The 19,536-nt window shown below is 36.3% G+C and carries 16 protein-coding genes; 11 read left to right on the top strand and 5 right to left on the bottom strand.

Annotated features, from left to right (window positions below; all coding sequences use genetic code 11):
- Positions 1-71 precede the first annotated feature (71 nt).
- From icd to ES675_RS11260, 3 genes are read left to right on the top strand one after another with little or no spacing between them, the layout of a single operon-like run.
- On the top strand, positions 72-1,292 hold the full coding sequence (gene icd / locus ES675_RS11270) for an NADP-dependent isocitrate dehydrogenase (protein WP_066252940.1): 1,221 nt from the start codon (positions 72-74) through the stop codon (positions 1,290-1,292).
- Positions 1,293-1,338: 46 nt separating this feature from the next.
- Positions 1,339-1,716 (top strand): DUF983 domain-containing protein, encoded by a 378-nt coding sequence (locus ES675_RS11265; protein ID WP_066252945.1) that lies wholly within the window; start codon positions 1,339-1,341, stop codon positions 1,714-1,716.
- Positions 1,717-1,761: 45 nt separating this feature from the next.
- The gene (locus tag ES675_RS11260; protein WP_066252948.1) at positions 1,762-3,411 is read left to right on the top strand and encodes a SulP family inorganic anion transporter; all 1,650 of its coding nucleotides are present in this window, start codon (positions 1,762-1,764) and stop codon (positions 3,409-3,411) included.
- Between the two features lie 25 nt (positions 3,412-3,436).
- On the opposite strand, the gene ES675_RS11255 is transcribed toward ES675_RS11260, so the two are convergent.
- The 5 genes from ES675_RS11255 to pckA all read right to left on the bottom strand — a co-directional run bounded on the left by ES675_RS11255 (position 3,437) and on the right by pckA (position 6,839).
- Complete coding sequence (locus ES675_RS11255; RefSeq protein ID WP_148367453.1) at positions 3,437-3,652, bottom strand: hypothetical protein; 216 nt, start codon at positions 3,650-3,652, stop codon at positions 3,437-3,439.
- Between the two features lie 26 nt (positions 3,653-3,678).
- On the bottom strand, positions 3,679-4,275 hold the full coding sequence (locus tag ES675_RS11250; protein WP_066252955.1) for a methyltransferase domain-containing protein: 597 nt from the start codon (positions 4,273-4,275) through the stop codon (positions 3,679-3,681).
- A complete protein-coding gene (locus tag ES675_RS11245; protein WP_066252958.1) occupies positions 4,272-4,643 on the bottom strand; it encodes a glycine cleavage system protein H in 372 nt (123 codons plus the stop codon). The genes ES675_RS11250 and ES675_RS11245 overlap by 4 nt, the downstream gene beginning before the upstream one ends.
- A complete protein-coding gene (gcvH, locus tag ES675_RS11240) occupies positions 4,644-5,024 on the bottom strand; it encodes a glycine cleavage system protein GcvH (protein WP_066252963.1) in 381 nt (126 codons plus the stop codon).
- A 210-nt stretch (positions 5,025-5,234) separates the two neighbouring features.
- A complete protein-coding gene (pckA, locus tag ES675_RS11235; RefSeq protein WP_066252966.1) occupies positions 5,235-6,839 on the bottom strand; it encodes a phosphoenolpyruvate carboxykinase (ATP) in 1,605 nt (534 codons plus the stop codon).
- A gap of 137 nt (positions 6,840-6,976) precedes the next feature.
- On the opposite strand from pckA, the gene ES675_RS11230 reads away from it, so the two are divergent.
- The 8 genes from ES675_RS11230 to ES675_RS11195 all read left to right on the top strand — a co-directional run bounded on the left by ES675_RS11230 (position 6,977) and on the right by ES675_RS11195 (position 19,531).
- Positions 6,977-7,657 (top strand): Crp/Fnr family transcriptional regulator, encoded by a 681-nt coding sequence (locus ES675_RS11230; RefSeq protein WP_066252970.1) that lies wholly within the window; start codon positions 6,977-6,979, stop codon positions 7,655-7,657.
- A 194-nt stretch (positions 7,658-7,851) separates the two neighbouring features.
- Entirely contained in the window at positions 7,852-8,265 is a 414-nt protein-coding gene (locus tag ES675_RS11225; protein WP_066252973.1) for an HYC_CC_PP family protein, read from the top strand.
- Between the two features lie 128 nt (positions 8,266-8,393).
- On the top strand, positions 8,394-12,134 hold the full coding sequence (locus tag ES675_RS11220) for an efflux RND transporter permease subunit (RefSeq protein WP_066252976.1): 3,741 nt from the start codon (positions 8,394-8,396) through the stop codon (positions 12,132-12,134).
- A gap of 166 nt (positions 12,135-12,300) precedes the next feature.
- Positions 12,301-12,660, top strand: a complete 360-nt coding sequence (locus tag ES675_RS11215) for a four helix bundle protein (protein WP_066252979.1) — start codon at positions 12,301-12,303, stop codon at positions 12,658-12,660.
- Entirely contained in the window at positions 12,657-13,931 is a 1,275-nt protein-coding gene (locus ES675_RS11210) for a TolC family protein (protein WP_082985938.1), read from the top strand. Before ES675_RS11215 ends, ES675_RS11210 begins: the two co-directional genes overlap by 4 nt.
- Before the next feature lie 59 nt (positions 13,932-13,990).
- The gene (locus ES675_RS11205; protein ID WP_066252984.1) at positions 13,991-16,318 is read left to right on the top strand and encodes a multicopper oxidase domain-containing protein; all 2,328 of its coding nucleotides are present in this window, start codon (positions 13,991-13,993) and stop codon (positions 16,316-16,318) included.
- Between the two features lie 37 nt (positions 16,319-16,355).
- Complete coding sequence (locus ES675_RS11200) at positions 16,356-16,742, top strand: DUF302 domain-containing protein (RefSeq protein WP_066252987.1); 387 nt, start codon at positions 16,356-16,358, stop codon at positions 16,740-16,742.
- Between the two features lie 62 nt (positions 16,743-16,804).
- Positions 16,805-19,531, top strand: coding sequence for a heavy metal translocating P-type ATPase (locus ES675_RS11195; protein WP_082985939.1), 2,727 nt, complete (start codon positions 16,805-16,807; stop codon positions 19,529-19,531).
- Positions 19,532-19,536 lie beyond the last annotated feature (5 nt).

Below are 19,536 nucleotides of genomic sequence, written 5' to 3'. Positions count from 1 at the left end.
AACATAACATTTGTTATGTTTTTGACTAACATTTATTGTATGTTTGTGTTCAATTTAACTTAATTAGCCCTATGAACGAAAGCAAAATTAGCCTTATTAACGGTAAATTACATGTACCAAATAATCCTGTTATTCCATTTATTGAAGGTGATGGTATTGGTCCAGATATTTGGAAAGCGACCAAATTAGTTATAGATACGGCTGTTAATAAAGCATATGGCGATTACAGAAGAATTAAATGGCAGGAAGTTTATGCGGGTGAAAAGGCTTTTGAGAAAACAGGGGAGTGGTTACCAGAAGCTACCATTAATAGTATTAAAAAATATCTTGTGGCTATAAAGGGACCGTTAACCACACCAATAGGTGGTGGCATGCGATCCCTTAATGTGGCATTACGGCAACAACTTGATTTATATGCTTGTGTTAGACCCGTAAAATGGTATGCGGGTGTACCCACGCCTGTTAAGCATCCGGAACGGGTGGATATGGTTATTTTTAGGGAAAACACTGAAGATATTTACGCGGGAATTGAATGGCTGGATGGTACTCCTGAAGTGAAAAAAGTGATGGATTTTTTAACCAACGAGATGGGTGTTACCGCTATTCGTTTCCCAGAAACCACATCTATTGGAATTAAACCGGTGTCCAAAGAGGGGACAGAGCGTTTAGTGCGAGCGGCTATATTATATGCCCTTGAAAATAAAAAGGATTCGGTTACTCTTGTGCATAAGGGTAATATTATGAAATTCACCGAGGGTAAATTTAAAGAGTGGGGTTATCAATTGGCTAAAGATGAATTTTCAGCACACGATTATGAAGGAGGTCCTTGGCAGGTTATTGATAAGGATGGCCATCAACTCATAATAAAGGATGTTATTGCGGACGCTTTTTTGCAACAAATTATTTTAAGACCCGAACAATATGACATTATTGCAACATTAAACTTAAATGGCGATTATATTTCTGATGCTTTGGCTGCTATTGTAGGTGGGATAGGCATTGCGCCAGGGGCAAACATAAACTACAAAACGGGAGTTTCTATATTTGAAGCCACCCATGGCACAGCGCCTAAGTATAAAGACCTAGATAAGGTGAACCCTTCCTCCGAAATACTTTCTGGCGTTATGATGTTGGAATATTTAGGTTGGCAAGAGGCAGCAGATTTTATAGTGAAGGGATTGAAAGGGGCTATTAAAAACAAAACGGTTACCTATGATTTTGAAAGATTAATGACCGATGCAACCCTGCTTAAATGTTCTGAATTTGGGAAAGCTATTGTAAAAAATATGTAAACCGATTTACACAAAAGCTGGCTGATAACTAATTTGAAGATAATTGATGAAGAAAGGAACAAAACTGTACAGCGTTTTAAAATTAAAATGCCCACGTTGTCAAATTGGAAATTTATTCCACAATCCTGGATTATTTGTTTTTTCAGGAATTCTAGACATGCCCAATGCCTGTGAACACTGTAAGCAAGATTTTAAACTAGAACCAGGATTTTACACGGCTGCTTTATGGATTAGTTACCCTATTGTGCTTGTTGTTTTTATCCCATTAATATTATTAGGATTTTCATTAGATACTATTCATGGTTTTTTCAAATTTCTTTACCCCTTAGTGATTGTTTTTAGTTTTATACTTCAGATTCCGTTAATGCGAGTTGCAAGAGCTGTTTTATTAAATATGACTATTGATTATACAACCAAGTGGTAACATAACATTAGACTTAACAGGACTAGTTATAAAATTATTAAACAGATGCAGAAGGAATTTATACCCAAATTATTTTCTCTTTTAAAGCAAGGTATATCCAAGGACACTTTAATTAAAGATATTATTTCGGGAATAATTGTGGGGATTGTTGCATTACCATTGGCAATTGCTTTTGCAATTGCTTCTGGTGTTTCGCCTGAAAAGGGAATCGTAACCGCCATTATTGCAGGAATCATTATTTCTACTTTTGGCGGGAGTCGTGTTCAAATTGGCGGACCAACGGGCGCTTTTGTTGTTATTGTTTATGGTATTGTACAGGAATACGGGACCGATGGGTTAACGATTGCTACCTTTATGGCCGGCTTTATTATTATTGGTTTTGGATTGGCTCGGCTAGGAAATTTATTAAAATATATTCCATATTCTCTTATTGTTGGTTTTACGAGTGGGATTGCAGTTATTATTTTTTCATCACAAATTAATGACTTTTTTGGGCTTCATATAACAAAAGTTCCTGCTGATTTTATGGATAAATGGGTTGTTTATTTTAATAATTTCCACAAAATTAATTGGTATGCTATTGGTATTGCTGTGGCAACGATTTTTACGACACTTTATTTTCAAAAAATAATAAAAAAGCTTCCAGGTTCTATTATTGCTATAGTATTAAGCACGATTGCTGTAACGGTTTTTCATATTCCTGTGGATACCATTGAAAGTAATTTTGGAAGTATTCCAAACCAGATTGGTTTACCCCGAATACCGAAGCTTGATTTTGATACGATACAAGCGCTTATTCAACCCGCATTTGCTATTGCTATATTAGGGAGCATTGAATCACTACTTTCAGCTGTGGTTTCGGATTCTATGATTGGCGGAAAACACCGTACAAATATGGAGTTAGTTGCCCAGGGCGCAGCCAATATTATGTCGTCTCTTTTTGGTGGTATCCCAGCTACAGGAGCCATTGCTAGAACAGCTACCAATGTAAAAAATGGGGGACGAACACCAATTGCTGGTATTGTTCATGCTCTGGTGTTATTGGCTATTATGCTTTTGTTTGCCCCTTATGCCAAATTAATACCTATGTCCTGTTTAGCGGGTATTTTAATGGTTGTTGCCTACCATATGAGTGAATGGAAGCAATTCAGGTCTATTTTAAAAGGTAATAGGATGGATATTATTATTTTACTTACTACTTTTTTATTGACGGTTATCTTTGACTTGGTTATTGCTATAGAAATTGGGATTGTATTATCCAGCTTCATGTTTATGAAACGTATGAGTGAATCTGTTAATATTCAGGGTTTTTCATCTGAAAATGGCCATGAGGAACATCTTTTTGATGACGAGCTGTTGGAAATCCCGAAAGGCGTTATTTTATATGAAATTAATGGGCCTTTATTTTTTGGAGCAGCCAGACAATTTCAGGAGACCATTACTAATACGCATTTCCAACCCCAAGTTATTATTATAAGAATGCGTTATGTGCCATTAATTGATGCTACAGGCTATCAGAGCATTAAAGAAATATTAAAAAGCTATCAGGCTCGAAAAATAAACGTCATAATTTCGGGTGTGAGCACATCCTTGATGGCTGATTTTGAAAAAAACGACATATTTTCATTTATAGACCGTGCATTTGTTGTTGATGATATTCATACGGCTATTGAAAAGGCCCAAGAAAATGTTTGATAATTTTTGATGTTTGCTGTATGATTTATATTTCAAGTAATTTAACAATGTATAATTTTAGTTCCTGTATGGCACTAATTTCATGATTGTTTTTGGGATTAGGTATGTTATTTAGAAAACTTAAGAAGTAGAGTTGGTAAATTTCATCCGTCAAAATGGTGTTTTTGGTAACTTGGGTAAAGCCCATAATTTTTAATTTTTTCACACCTTTTTCAAGGAGCATTTCTTTACTTTTTAGCATGTGGTTTACCTGTTTAATCGTAGAAATTAAAATTTCTTTTCCCAAAAATTCAGTTCGCCATTATAGGCTGTAAATTCTAAATCAAATTCTTCAGGAATTTCTAACCACTTACTCCAATACGTGACAAGCCGTGTGCCTTTAGGTGTTTTTTTTAATTGATTTTCTACATATTCTGAATACTTGATATATAATTTTTCGTCTAAAACTATTTTGGTATCTATTAAAACGGAATTGTCAACGTTTTCATAAAAAGGATTATAAAAATAGAACGCATCATAATTAGAAAAAGATATTTCGGTAATATTAGCGTGCATAAATTGCACATTCGGGATTTGATGTTTTTTTGCTATTCTTTGAGACAACTTGACAAGTTCCTTGCGCTGCTCGACACCATAAAAGTGCCCTTTTGTTGATGCCGCCCCAATTAAACAAAATTTTCCAGCTCCGGAACCAATATCCAAAACTTTACATTTTTGTTGATCTACTAAATAATCGGCAGCTAATTTGGCGACTTCCACAGGTGTCCAGTGGCGTTCCGAGAGCTTTTTGATATGTAAAGGATAAACGGTATTAAAAAGTGGGTCTTCAATGTCAATATGCAATTGCAGGTTTTTGAATATCATTGTGTTAACAGTGTATAATCTTGCGCATTTAATAGGGTTGCCGTATTTGTTTTTGCTGTTAAAATGGCAAACCAGTATTTGTAAGGAGCGGTGTTTACATATGCTGTAAGCTTTTGTAGGTCTCTGTTTTTTTCTATAATTTGGCAATCAAAAGGCGCTATTAATTGAAACGTTTTATTGATTCCATATACAACACCCCAAATAGCCCCCTTTTTTAGTAAACTCCCTTTACTATTTAGTTCAATCAAATCGATTTCACCAATTTCCTTTTGCCCAAAATCGGTTATACCTACACAAAAATCATTTCGCCCTACTTTCTGCAACCATACATGTTGCTTTGTGTAATAGACGTTTTTAGGAACCTGCATTTAAGAGCCAATTAATAGGGCATACGCATCTGCTTTTAATAAATCTTTTAAATCGGTATTTGCGTCCATTTTTAATTTAATCATCCAGCCTTCTCCATACGGATCATCATTCACCAACTCTGGGTTATCTTCTAATTTTGGATTTGATTCTAGTACTTCACCATTAACAGGGAGAAAGAGATCTGATACGGTTTTTACAGCTTCAACAGAACCAAAGACGTCATTTTGTTTTAGTGTTTCATCTACGGTTTCAATTTCTACATACACAATGTCTCCTAGTTCGCTTTGCGCAAAATTAGTAATTCCTATAAAAGCAATATCATCTTCTATTCGAAGCCATTCGTGATCTTTAGTGTATAAAAGGTTTGCGGGTATATTCATTTTTTTTAATTTTTTTTGGGATTTAGGACATGATTTATTACTGTATGTGCAATAAACACAGCAGTCATTTACTGTTTTTATTCCAAAAACAGAATGACAAACCACGCACTTACTATTCATATGTTTTCCTATCTGGGGCATTTTTTTCTTGTATTTACTCCCACAGATAGGACAGCAGATTACAGCTTCAGTTTTAACTTTCAGCATATATTATGCTTTTTGAAGGTTAGAGACTATTTTTGGAGCTCCAGAGCGGATTTCATCGTTTGCAAAAGATTGGTATGTTTTAAAGTTTTCGCTGAATTGTGATGCCAGTTTATTGGCCGTTTCATCATACTCTTGTTTGTTTTTCCACGTGTTTTTTGGGTTGAGTATGTTGGAAGGCACGCCTTGACACTCCGTTGGCATTTGTAAACCAAAAACGCTATGTTCTACATATTCAATTTGATCTAACTTCCCTTCCAGGGCGGCCGTAATCATTGCGCGCGTGTAACTTAACTTGATACGTTCTCCAACACCATATGCACCGCCAGACCAGCCCGTGTTAACCAGCCAAACATTGACATTGTTTCCTTTTAGTTTTTGTCCTAATAATTCGGCATATTTTGTAGGGTGAAGGGGCAAAAAAGGTTCGCCGAAGCAGGCAGAAAAGGTGGTTTGTGGCTCTGTAATACCAGCTTCTGTTCCTGCTACTTTTGCAGTATAACCTGAAATGAAATGGTACATTGCTTGTCCGACTGTTAATTTTGAGATTGGTGGTAATACGCCAAAGGCGTCACAGGTTAAAAAGAAAATATTTTTAGGTGCACCACCAATAGACGGGTTTATTGCGTTATCTATAAAATTAATAGGATAGGCGGCTCTGGTATTTTCAGTAACGTCTATATTATCATAATCCACGATATCTGAATTTTTATAGAAACGCACATTTTCCAATAGGGTTCCAAACCGTACAGCAGAAAATATTTGTGGTTCTTTTTCTTCACTTAGATTAACACATTTTGCATAACAGCCTCCTTCAAAATTAAATACGTTTTCGGAATCCCATCCGTGTTCATCATCACCAATGAGTGCTCTAGAAGGATCGGCAGACAAGGTTGTTTTTCCTGTTCCAGATAAACCGAAAAATACGGCTGTATTTCCATCTTCACCTATATTGGCAGAACAATGCATGGAAAGCACATTTTTATCATGAGGTAAAATATAATTGAGAATAGAGAAAATTCCTTTTTTAATTTCGCCTGTATACGCACTCCCACCAATGAGGATTACTTTTTTTGTGAAATTGATAATTGTAAAATTTTGTTGTCTTGTTTTGTCTCTTTCTGGTTCTGCTTTAAATTCAGGAGCAGCAAGGATGAGCCATTCGTGTTTAAAAGTCTCCAATTCCTTTTCTGTAGGTCTTAAAAAAAGGTTATTGGCAAACAAACTTTGCCAAGGTGTTTCTGTGATGACCCGAACGTTTAATTGGTACTCTTTTTTACTGCCAGCTTGAACATCTTTAATATAAATATCCTTTTCCGAAAGGGATGCCGTAACGCGATTATATAACGAATCAAAATCTTCTGTTGAAAATGGATGGTTTACATCACCCCACCAAACTGAATTTTCCGTAATGCTATCTTTTACAATATATTTATCCTTTGGAGATCTCCCTGTAAATTCACCTGTGTTACAAGCTAAAGCTCCTGTGTTAGTTAGTACCCCTTGCCCTTTTTGAAGGGTATGTGCTACTAATTTAGAAACTGGTAAATTCCAGAAATATTCTTTGGTTGGATGAATTCCAAGTGTATGTAATTGCTCAATTTTTTTCATAAAAATGATAGTTTTGTAATTACCTGCAAAGGTACTTTGATATAATAATAAGAGGGTTGACTATTGTCTTGGTAAAATTTGATTTAAATCAATTTTAGATTAAAAAGTAAATAAGGTGTAACTTTGTAACTTAATATATGATTACAAAATTCACATTTAACAGCCAATGTATTTTAAGCGAATTACCTTCGAATGATAGGGAATTTCTTGAACATGTTATGGTTGATAAAACGTTTCGTAAAAACCAGCCTATATTTACAGAAGGGACATTGCCTTCTGGTATTTTTTATTTACAAAGTGGTAAAGTGAAAAAGTATAAAATGGATAATGATGGGAGAGAGCAAATAATATACATTTATAATGAAGGTGAGTTTTTTGGGTATTCATCCGTTTTAAGTGAAAACACATATGGCGATACAACAGTTGCCATAGAAAACTCTATTATCTCATTTATAACTATAAACGATTTTAATGAGATACTTAATGATTCTTCATCATTTTCACGTTTGTTATTGAAAAGCTTAAGCCACGAATTTAGTGTTTTAGCAAATTTGATGGCCGTACTATCTCAACGTACCGTAAGGGAACGGGTAGCACTTAATTTATTGATTTTGCATGATAAATATAAAGTTGAAAATATGGCAAAAACCTATATTTTACTTTCTCGCTCCGATTTAGCAAATATGGCAGGAACCGTAGTTGAAACTTTGGCTCGTGTGCTACATGATTTTAAACATGATGAACTTATTTCAACAGATGGACGTAAAATTCAAATACTAAATATTGAAGGTCTTATTAAAGTTGCGAATTTTTATTAAAAAATGACATTTATTATACGCTTGTATATACCTTAATTAGTATAACTGCGTATACACCTCCTTGTTGGTGCTATTTATTTGTATTCCGCATTACTGACCTTCCTCATCTGGCGCTACTCTTGCTCCTTACGATGTTCTAAACTTCTGTTAAACAAAATTTGATGTATTAAAAATTTTGTATATTTGCTAATCGTATGAAAAACGTATTCCATAATATACTATCTATTGCTATGGCATTTGTCGTGTTATTTTCGACTTTGTCATTCACGGTTGATATGCATTATTGTGGTGGTACTTTGGTAGAAACCGCTATTTTTAATACAGCCAAAGGCTGCGGTATGGATATGAATAAACCATCTACGGAAGGTTGTACTATTACCAAAAAAGATTGTTGTAAAAACGAACAAACTCTAGTTGATGGTCAAGATGAACTCCAATTACATGTTGACAAAATTTCTTTTGAGCAGCAGGTATTTATTGCGTCATTTGTACAGACATACCTAAACCTTTTTGAAGATCTTGACACCCAAGTATCTTCCTATTCAACATACGAACCACCACTCGTTATCAGGCAAATCTTCAAGCTTGACGAGACCTATTTAATTTGATTTTTAGTAGTTGGTTGTAATGCATAATTTTTTGCGTTAGGACCTTTTTATGTTTAGATGCACTTTATAGTTGACTTCTAAATTTGCTGTACGTTATACTTTGTACTCACTACTAAATATTCTATTCCATGCTGAATAAAAGCATTAAATTTTTAATAGAGAATAAGCTCGTTGCTGTTCTGTTACTCGTCCTTTTTATAGGTTGGGGAACTGTGAATGCCCCTTTTAATTGGGACACCGGTTTTTTACCAAGTGATCCTGTGGCCGTTGATGCTATTCCAGATATTGGTGAAAACCAACAAATTGTTTTCACGAAATGGGAAGGTCGATCACCCCAAGATATTGAAGACCAAATTACCTATCCTTTAACGACCTCTTTATTGGGAATTCCTGGTGTAAAAACCATAAGAAGTTCTTCCATGTTCGGGTTTTCTAGTATCTACATTATTTTTGATGAAGACGTAGAATTCTATTGGAGCCGAAGTCGCATATTAGAAAAACTCAATTCCCTACCCAGCGGATTACTCCCAGATGATGTGAATCCGGCTTTAGGTCCAGATGCCACAGGATTAGGTCAAATATTTTGGTACACATTGGAAGGTCGTGACGCCAACGGAAACGTTACTGGTGGCTGGGATTTACACGAATTGCGAAGCATTCAAGATTACTACGTAAAATATGCCTTATCATCGGCAAGTGGCGTATCTGAAGTAGCTTCTATTGGTGGTTATGTTCAAGAATATCAAGTAGATGTGAATCCGGAACTCATGCGTCAATACAATATTGGGTTAGACCAAGTTGTAAAAGCCGTTAAGGAAAGTAATAAAGATATTGGTGCGCAAACATTAGAAATTAACCAAGCGGAATATTTAGTGCGTGGTTTGGGTTATGTAAAATCTATTGAAGACATAGAAAATGCTGTTGTGGCTTCTGAAGATTTTACATCCCTAAAAATTAAAGACATTGGTAACGTATCATTAGGGCCTGCAGCACGACGTGGTATTTTAGATAAAGAAGGCGCAGAGGTTGTTGGAGGCGTTGTTGTAGCGCGTTATGGTGCGAACCCGATGGAAGTTATCAACAATGTTAAAGTGCAAATTAATGAATTACGTGCCGGATTACCTTCCAAGGTTTTAGCAGATGGCAGCACATCCCAACTGACTATTGTGCCTTTTTATGATAGGAGTGAACTGATTCAAGAAACTTTAGGTACACTAAATGAAGCTTTAACATTAGAAATTTTAATCACCATTTTGGTCATCATCATTATGGTATTTAATCTGCGCGCTTCCATTTTAATTTCAGGCTTATTACCCGTTGCGGTTTTAATGGTTTTTATTGCCATGAAACTCTTTAATGTTGATGCCAATATTGTAGCACTTTCTGGTATTGCCATTGCTATTGGAACCATGGTGGATGTTGGGGTGATACTTTCGGAAAACATTATCAGGCATTTGGATGAAGCAAGTGAAAAGCGAAACGTTGAAAGTGATAAATTACAAGTGAATAGTGAAAAGTTACCTATTAATGAAATTGTTTATAATGCCACAGCTGAAGTTTCTGGTGCCATTGTAACGGCCGTGATGACAACCATCATTAGTTTCATTCCTGTGTTTACTATGATTGGTGCTGAGGGAAAACTATTTAGACCACTAGCCTTTACAAAAACCTTTGCGTTAACGGCTTCCCTTATTGTGGCTTTGTTTTTAATACCACCATTTGCAGCCTTTTTATTCCGAAGAAAAAGTATCAAAACACGTTTTAGTTACCTGATCCATGCGGCTTTAATAGTAGCAGGTATTGTTGGCTTGTTTTATGGCTATTGGTTAGGGCTTGTTTTAATAGGTTTTGGAATTTCAGGCCTGTTAAAACTTCAAAATATTGTTGATGAAAAGCGCGCAAATGTAATTAATATAATCATTTCAGCTGCAGCTATTGTATTCTTGTTAGCCGAATATTGGCGACCTCTAGGCGTTGATAAAAGCATCTTTTGGAACCTTATTTTTGTAAGTGTTATTTGCTTTGGTTTATTAGGTGTTTTTACATTATTTATTAATTATTACACTCGAATTTTAAGATGGTGTTTAAATAATAAGCTACTGTTTCTATCTGTTCCAACGGCTATTGTGATTGCTGGTTTTTTCATCATGAAAAATACTGGGAAAGAATTTATGCCCTCATTAAACGAAGGTTCTTTTTTACTCATGCCAACCTCCATGCCTCATTCTGGTGTTGAAGAAAACAAACGGGTTTTACAGCAATTGGATATGGCCGTTGCTAGTATTCCTGAAATAGAAACCGTTGTTGGTAAGGCAGGACGAACCGAATCGGCTTTAGATCCAGCACCTTTGTCTATGTATGAAAACATGATTCAGTATAAATCGGAATATATGCTGAATGACCATGGCGAGCGCCAACGTTATAAAGTGAATGCTGAAGGTTTGTTTGAGTTGACCGATGGACGATTTATTCCAAATCCAAATAATTCCGAAAGTATCAACTTGAGGACCGTAAATAGTTCTCAATTAATAGAAGACAACGATGGTGAATTCTACAGAAACTGGCGTCCAGAAATTACATCGCCAAATGATATTTGGAATGAAATAGTCCGTGTTACCAAACTACCCGGTGTTACGTCAGCACCAAAACTACAACCTATTGAAACCCGATTGGTCATGCTTCAAACAGGCATGCGAGCACCTATGGGAATTAAAGTGAAAGGACAAGATTTAAAACAAATTGAAGCTTTTGGCGTGCAATTAGAAACTATATTAAAAGAAGCTGAAGGTGTTAAAAAAGAAGCTGTTTTTGCAGACCGTATTGTTGGGAAACCCTATTTGCTAATTGATATTGATAGAGAGAAAATAGCGCGTTATGGCATTTCCATTCAGGATGTGCAAGACGTTTTACAAGTGGCTGTTGGCGGCATGGTTTTAACCCAAACGGTTGAAGGAAGAGAACGTTATGGTATTCGTGTGCGCTATCCAAGAGAATTGCGCGGGAATCCGTCTGATTTAGAACAAATTTATATTCCTGTTTCAAAAGGCAGTCCCGTTCCTTTAAGTGAATTGGCAAGCATTCGGTATGAACAAGGTCCACAAGTGATTAAAAGTGAAGACACCTTTTTAGTCGGTTATGTATTATTTGACAAGCAAGATGGTTTTGCAGAAGTAAGTGTTGTTGAAAACGCACAAGCTTTGATTTTGCAAAAAATAGAATCTGGCGAATTGATTGTTCCAAAAGGGATTAATTACCAATTTACCGGAACCTATGAGAATCAGTTGCGAGCCGAAAAAACCCTATCGGTTGTTGTGCCTTTAGCTTTAGCAATTATCTTTTTGATTCTGTACTTTCAATTCCGTTCCGTAACTACGTCTTTAATGGTGTTTACCGGAATTGCGGTCGCATTTGCTGGTGGATTCATCATGATTTGGCTCTATGGTCAGGATTGGTTTCTAAACTTCACCGTCGGTGGCGAAAATATGCGGGATTTGTTTCAAATGCATCCTATTAATTTAAGTGTTGCCGTTTGGGTCGGTTTTATTGCGCTCTTCGGTATTGCAACCGATGATGGTGTGGTTATGGCTACTTATTTAACGCAAACTTTCGATAGAAATACACCAGAAAACAGAACCGAAATTAGAGCATCTATCGTGGAAGCCGGCGAAAAACGAATTAGACCCTGTTTAATGACTACAGCAACTACCATTTTGGCTTTGTTACCCATTTTAACTTCTACAGGGCGCGGAAGCGATATTATGATTCCGATGGCAATCCCGAGTTTTGGAGGTATGCTCATAGCCTTAATTACCTTATTTGTGGTTCCCGTATTGTATAGCTGGAGAGCAGAGTTGAAAGTGAAAAACTAAAAACTATAAGTGAGAAGTGAAAAACTATAAGTGAGAAGTGAAAAACTAAAAGTGAGAAGTGAAAAACTAAAAGTGAAGAGTGAAGAGTGAAGGGTGAAAAGTGAAAAGTGAAAAGTGAAAAGTGAAAAACTAAAAGTGAGAAGTGAAAAACTAAAAGTTTAAAGTTATGAGTAAAAGCATTTTAAAAGATAAAAGTTATGCCTTTGCAGTTTTGGTAGTAAAGTTGTCCCAATTATTGGTAAATGAGCGAAAAGAATATGTTTTAAGCAATCAGTTTTTGAGAAGTGGAACTGCTATTGGCGCATTAATTCGTGAAGCGGAATTTGCTCAAAGCAAGGCCGATTTTGTACATAAAATGAGTATTTCACTGAAAGAAGCTAATGAAACATTGTATTGGTTGGATTTGTTGAAAGATACTGGTTATATACATGAAGACGCACATCAATTACATGTTGGTTTTAATAAAGAATTAGTTGCCATGTTAGTAAGTTCTATTAAAACCACTAAATCAAACATTCAAAAATGAAACAGTTTATAAACATATTACGAATACGAGTTTTTAGTTTTCCGCAAGTCACCTGTCCTTTGCGAATTGTTTTGATTTGTAGTTTTTTACTTTTCACTTTTCACTCTGTGAGTGCTCAAGAGTTAGAAACGCTTATAAACCAAGCTCTGGAGAGCAATCCGGAAATGCAAAAGGTTGATTTTCAGCATAAAATTGCGTCCGAAAAAGTAAACGAAGTCAATAGTTTGCCAAACACTGAATTTAATTTTGGCGTTATGGCTGTAGCACCAGAAATGGAAATGCCTATGGAACGTTTTCGCGTTTCTGTCATGCAAATGCTGCCTTGGTTTGGTACCATAACAGCTAGAGAGAATTATGCGACTTCCATGGCTGATGCACAATTTATGGACATCACCATTGCGAAACGGAAATTAGCATTGTCTGTGTCGCAATTCTATTATCAACTGTATGAAATAAGCGCCAAGCAAGCCGTTCTTGATGACAATATTAGCTTATTAAAAACCTATGAACAATTAGCATTGACGTCTGTAGAAGTCGGCAAAGCATCAGCCGTAGATGTTTTACGATTACAAATTAGACAAAACGAATTGCAGCAAGAAAAAGAGGTGTTAATTCAACAATTTACAGGCATACAAGCTGCTATGAATAGTTTACTGAATCGGGACTATGATGTTGAGGTTTCCGTGGTTTCTTCTTTGGAAATTTTGGAAGATGATACTTACTATAGTTACGATAGTCTTTCTGTAAACCCAGAATTACTCAAGTATGATAAGTTGTATCAATCTGTAGAACAATCCGAATTATTAAACCAAAAAGAACGTGGCCCCATGATAGGTTTTGGTGTGGAATATATTAATCAAGAAAACAGCCCCATGATTACCAGTTCTTACAAAGATATGGTGATGCCCATGCTGTCGGTTTCTATTCCCATTTTCAATAAAAAGTACAGCTCGCAAAGCAAGCAAAATGATTTACGGAAACAGGAAATACAATCTCAAAAGGACGAACGCTTAAATATGCTAAAAGCGGAATTATCAAAAGCCGTTTCACAACGTAATCAGTCACGAATTAAATTTGATATACAGGAGAAAAACTTAAAACAAGCGCAAGATGCTGAAACTATTTTAATTAAAAGTTATGAAACAGGAACCATTGATTTTAATGATGTTTTAGATATTCAGGAATTACAATTAAAGTTTCAGATGAATCAAGTGGAATCGGTTAGAAGTTATTATTTACAGACTTCGATTATTAATTATTTAACACGTTAATAATTAAATAGTTTGAGTTAAAATAATTCAAATAATACTGTTAATTAAGAAGAAAAAAGATGAGACCTATAAATTACATAACCTTAATCCTGTTCATGGCCATCCAATTGAGCTTTTCGCAATCGGTGGAAGGCAATATTGATGATTTGCCAATTCGCGAATACACAATAACCATTAATGAAGAAATGGTAAATAAAGCGGGTAAAAACGTTAAAGGAATGACTATAAATGGGACAATTCCAGGTCCAACATTAGAGTTTACGGAAGGTGAATATGCTGTAATATATGTAAAAAACGAAATGCGTGTGGAAACATCTATTCATTGGCATGGTATGCTATTACCCAATTTTTATGATGGTGTTCCTTACCTAACTACACCACCAATAAAACCAGGCACAACGTTTAAATACGAATTTGCACTCAACCAATCCGGAACCTATTGGTATCATTCACATACCATGCTTCAGGAGCAAAGTGGTGTTTTTGGATCATTTGTTATACATCCAAAAACGGAAACGTTCGATTATGATTCCGAATTGGTTTTAATGTTATCTGACTGGACGAATGAAAAGCCTAACAATGTGCTTCGGAATTTAAAGCGCGGCAATGAGTGGTATCAAATGAAAAAAGGAACGTCAACCCCTTTAAACCGTGTAATTTCACGAGGGGCTTTTGGCTCACAGCTCGATTTTTGGCGTCAGCGTATGGAAGGTGCTGATATTGCCGACATATATTATCCTACTTTTTTAATTAATGGCGAAGCCTCCATAGACTATCCTCAATTTAAAGCAGGCGAAAAAGTGCGATTACGGATCATAAATGGTTCTGCATCATCCCAATTTTGGATGACTTTTGGTGGTGAAACACCAGAATTGGTTTCTGCCGACGGAAAAGATGTGGTACCTGTGGCTAGAAATAAAACCTTTATAGGTGTGGCGGAAACCTATGATTTTTTAGTGACGATTCCGCAACAAGGTAAAATGGAATTTCAGATTATGGCACAAGATGGTTCTGGAACCGCTTCTGCTTATTTGGGACAAGGTGATGTATTGAAAGCTATGGATTTGCCTAAACCCGATAAAATCCACATGATGCAACAAATGGCAAAAATGGATATGAAAATGGGTGCACATGCTTTAAAATTTCGACCGAAAAAAGATGAGCGCCATGAGATGAAAGCTGAATACGGTATGCAGATGGACCATTCCAAAATGGACCACAATGTAATGGAAAAGCCAAAAGATACCATGATGCAAAAGGAAATGGATCATTCCAAAATGGATCATAGCAAAATGCAGATGGAGCAACAAAAAGTTTCTGAAATGGCTATGAAAGATGATGATGATATGCAAGACATGGAAATGGACGGAATGGATATGTTTTCGGAATATAACTATGATTATCTAAAATCGCCAATTAAAACAACATATAATAAAGACCTTCCTGTTACCGAAATACTATTAAATCTTACAGGAAATATGAATCGTTACATCTGGAGTATGAATGGTGTGCCCTTAAGCGAAGCAGACCAAATTAAAATTAATAGTGGCGAAGTGACTAGAATGACTTTTAATAATCTAACCATGATGCATCACCCTATGCATTTGCATGGACACTTTTTTAGAGTTTTAAATGAAAATGGAGACTATTCACCATTAAAACACACCGTAAACGTACCACCAATGCAACAGGTAACTATTGAATTTTATGGCAACGAATACGGCGATTGGTTTTTCCATTGCCACATATTATACCATATGATGAGCGGCATGGCCAGAATTGTTAGTTATGATACACCAAGAGATCCTAGAATGCAGGAATTTCCAATTTCTAATTTAATACATGAAGCTGATATGTTTTATAATTGGTCTAATCTTGATGTGGCTTCACACATGACTGAATTCAACTTTGTATCTTCAAACCTACGGAATCAATTTAATGTTATAGCGGAATATGGTTGGAATAAAAATATGGAAGCCGAAGTAACTTATGAACGCTATCTACACGATTATTTAAGCGTTTTTGGAGGCGTTAACATTGAAAATGAAATAGCGGATAATTTGGACGACTTTTCTACAACAGCCATTGCTGGAATTCGCTTTTTAACCCCTTATCTTTTTGATTTGGATGTGCGAATCGACAATAAATTGAGGCCTCAAATAAATTTAAGTAGAGAAATTATGATTTTTCCAAGAACCGCCATTTTTGGTAACATTGAATATCAAGCAGATTTTGGTTGGGTAGATGACCTTCCAATTGGCGATAATTTTGCCAACGAAGTGGTTTGGAGCGCAGGAATGGAATATTTTTTATCGCGAGACTTTTCACTAATGGCAAGCTACGACAACCGTTTTGGTGCAGGTGGTGGATTGTCATGGCGATTTTAAACTGCGCCTATATTATTAACATTAAAAACAGAACATTATGACGTATTATTTTAACAAAACAGTAAAAGGAAATTTTAATGACGCTATAGAAAAAGTAACAGAAGCACTTAAAACAGAAGGCTTTGGCGTTTTAACGGAAATTGATATTAAAGCAACCCTCAAAAAGAAATTGGATGTCAATTTTAACGACTACAAAATTTTAGGAGCATGCCATCCAACATATGCGCATAAAGCGTTGTTGGCAGAAAATAAGATTGGCACCATGTTGCCATGTAACGTTATTGTACAGAAATTAGATTCGGGAGACATTGAAGTTTCTGCAGTCAATCCTATGGCTAGCATGCAAGCTGTAGATAACGATGATTTAAAAGGGATTGCCGAGGAAATAACCAATAAATTGAAATCGGTTATTGATACGCTTTAATAAATAGACCAGACCTAACAGTCCCGAAATGTCGGGACTGTTAGGTCCATAACACAACAACTATGAAACACACATATAACATACAGGGAATGACTTGCAACGGTTGTCGCAGTCACGTTGAAGACATACTTTCCAAAGTGGAAGGTGTCTCAAAAGCGACTGTCAATTTAGAAAAGGCTGAAGCTAGCATTGAAATGGCATCACATATTCCTATTGAGACCTTTCAAGAGGCTTTGAAAAAGGATGGCGACACTTATACGCTTCACATTCAGAACGATGAGATTCCTGCTTCTGCAGGAATGATATATCATATTCTCGGAATGACTTGCAACGGTTGCCGCAGTCACGTTGAAGACATACTTTCAAAAGTGGAAGGTGTTTCAAAAGCAACGGTCAATTTAGAAAAAGAAGAAGCAACTCTTGAAATGGCATCGCATATTCCTATTGAAACATTTCAGGACGCATTAAAAAATGATGGTGGAAGTTACAGTATTCATATACTTGGAGATAAGCCATCTGAAGATGCGAAAGTAGAAATACCGAAAGGCAAAGGTACTGGAACATTTTATTGCCCCATGCATTGTGAAGGCGATAAAACCTATGATAAAGCTGGTGATTGTCCTGTATGTGGAATGGATTTAGTGGAAGAACAAAACCTTTCAACTTCTAATTCAGAACAATGGACCTGCCCAATGCATCCGGAAGTGATTAAAGATGAATCTGGAGCTTGCCCAATCTGTGGAATGGATTTAGTGCCCATGCAACCAGACTTGTCTTCAGAAGAAAAAACCTATAAAAAACTGTTGAAGAAGTTTTGGATAGCCTCCATATTCACCTTGCCTATTTTTATTATCGCTATGAGCGAAATGCTGACTAACAATCCATTATACGACATTATTGATCAAGTGAAATGGAATTGGGTTCAGTTTGCACTATCCATTCCAGTGGTGTTTTATGCCACTTGGATGTTTTTTGAACGGGCTTACAGAAGTATCAAAACGTGGAACCTGAATATGTTCACGCTTATTGGTATTGGAGCTGGTGTGGCTTGGTTATTTAGTGTATTTGGGATGTTTTTTCCGGATTTTTTCCCAGAGCAATTTTTATCCGAATCGGGAGCCGTTCACGTCTATTTTGAAGCTGCAACCGTAATTTTAACATTGGTGTTATTAGGTCAATTGTTAGAAGCGCGTGCCCATAGTAAAACCAATTCGGCCGTAAAAGAATTATTAAAATTAGCACCAAATAAAGCCACGAAAGTTGTTAATGGTGAAGATATTGAAGTCAGTATTGATAAAATAGAATTAAACGATATTTTAAAAGTAAAACCAGGCGATAAAATCCCTGTAGATGGTTCCATAACCGAAGGTGAAACTACGGTTGACGAATCGATGATTTCGGGAGAGCCAATTCCTGTTAACAAAACGGTAGGCGATACAGTAAGTAGTGGTACTATAAACGGGAATCAAGTGTTCCTGATGAAAGCCGAAAAAGTAGGAAGCAACACCTTACTCTCTCAAATTATTCACATGGTGAACGATGCCAGTAGAAGTCGTGCGCCCATTCAAAATTTAGCCGATAAAGTGTCTGGTTATTTTGTGCCCGTGGTGGTCGGAATCTCATTAATAACCTTTGTGGTTTGGGCCATTTGGGGACCAGAACCTGCTTATGTGTATGCCTTTGTGAATGCTATTGCGGTTTTAATTATTGCCTGTCCATGTGCATTAGGATTGGCAACACCAATGTCTGTCATGGTTGGTGTTGGTAAAGGTGCTCAAAACGGTGTGCTGATTAAAAATGCCGAAGCTCTTGAAAAAATGGACAAAGTAGATACCTTAATTGTGGACAAAACAGGAACCATTACCGAAGGCAAACCGACAGTTGAAAAAGTTGGTGCTTTTGGAACTAATTTTTCCGAAAATGAAGTCCTTCAATATATAGTGTCCTTAAATAGTAATTCTGAACATCCATTAGCTGAAGCAACGGTTAAATACGGAAAAGAACAGAAAACAGACGTCTTAAAATCTGAAGGATTCAGCGCCGTTACAGGTAAAGGTGTTGAAGGTAAAATAAATGGTAAAACGGTAGCATTAGGAAATCCAAAAATGATGGATTATGCAAAAGCCGAAATTGCTGCTGAAATGGAAGACGAAGCAAAAAGCTATCAAAAACAAGGTAAAACGGTTTCTTATTTATCTATAGATGGCAACGTTGTTGGATATGTCGTCATTGGCGATAAAATCAAAGCAACAAGTGCCAAAGCTATTAAGGAGCTTCAGGATAAAGGCATTAATGTTATCATGTTAACTGGCGATAATCACAATACTGCGCAAGCAGTAGCGTCCGAGTTAAATCTCACCGATTTTCAAGCCAGTATGTTACCCGAAGACAAACTCAAAGTGGTAGAAAAACTACAGGCGCAAGGTAAAGTTGTGGCCATGGCTGGTGATGGTATCAACGATGCGCCAGCATTAGCAAAAAGTGATGTTGGTATTGCCATGGGAACAGGAACAGATGTGGCTATTGAAAGCGCCATGATAACTTTGGTTAAAGGTGATTTACACGGCATTGTAAAAGCTAAAAACTTAAGTCATGGTGTGATGAAAAACATCAAACAAAATCTGTTTTTCGCATTGGTATATAACACGTTAGGCGTTCCAATTGCTGCAGGTGTGTTATTCCCGGTTTTCGGACTATTATTGTCGCCAATGATTGCAGCATTAGCCATGAGCTTCAGTTCGGTTTCCGTTATTGGGAATGCCTTACGATTACGAACTATTAAAATATAATGTAT

The organism is Algorimicrobium algoritergicola, from assembly GCF_008086165.1.
Taxonomy (GTDB): domain Bacteria; phylum Bacteroidota; class Bacteroidia; order Flavobacteriales; family Flavobacteriaceae; genus Algorimicrobium; species Algorimicrobium algoritergicola.
This window is presented reverse-complemented; position numbering and strand designations above follow the sequence as displayed.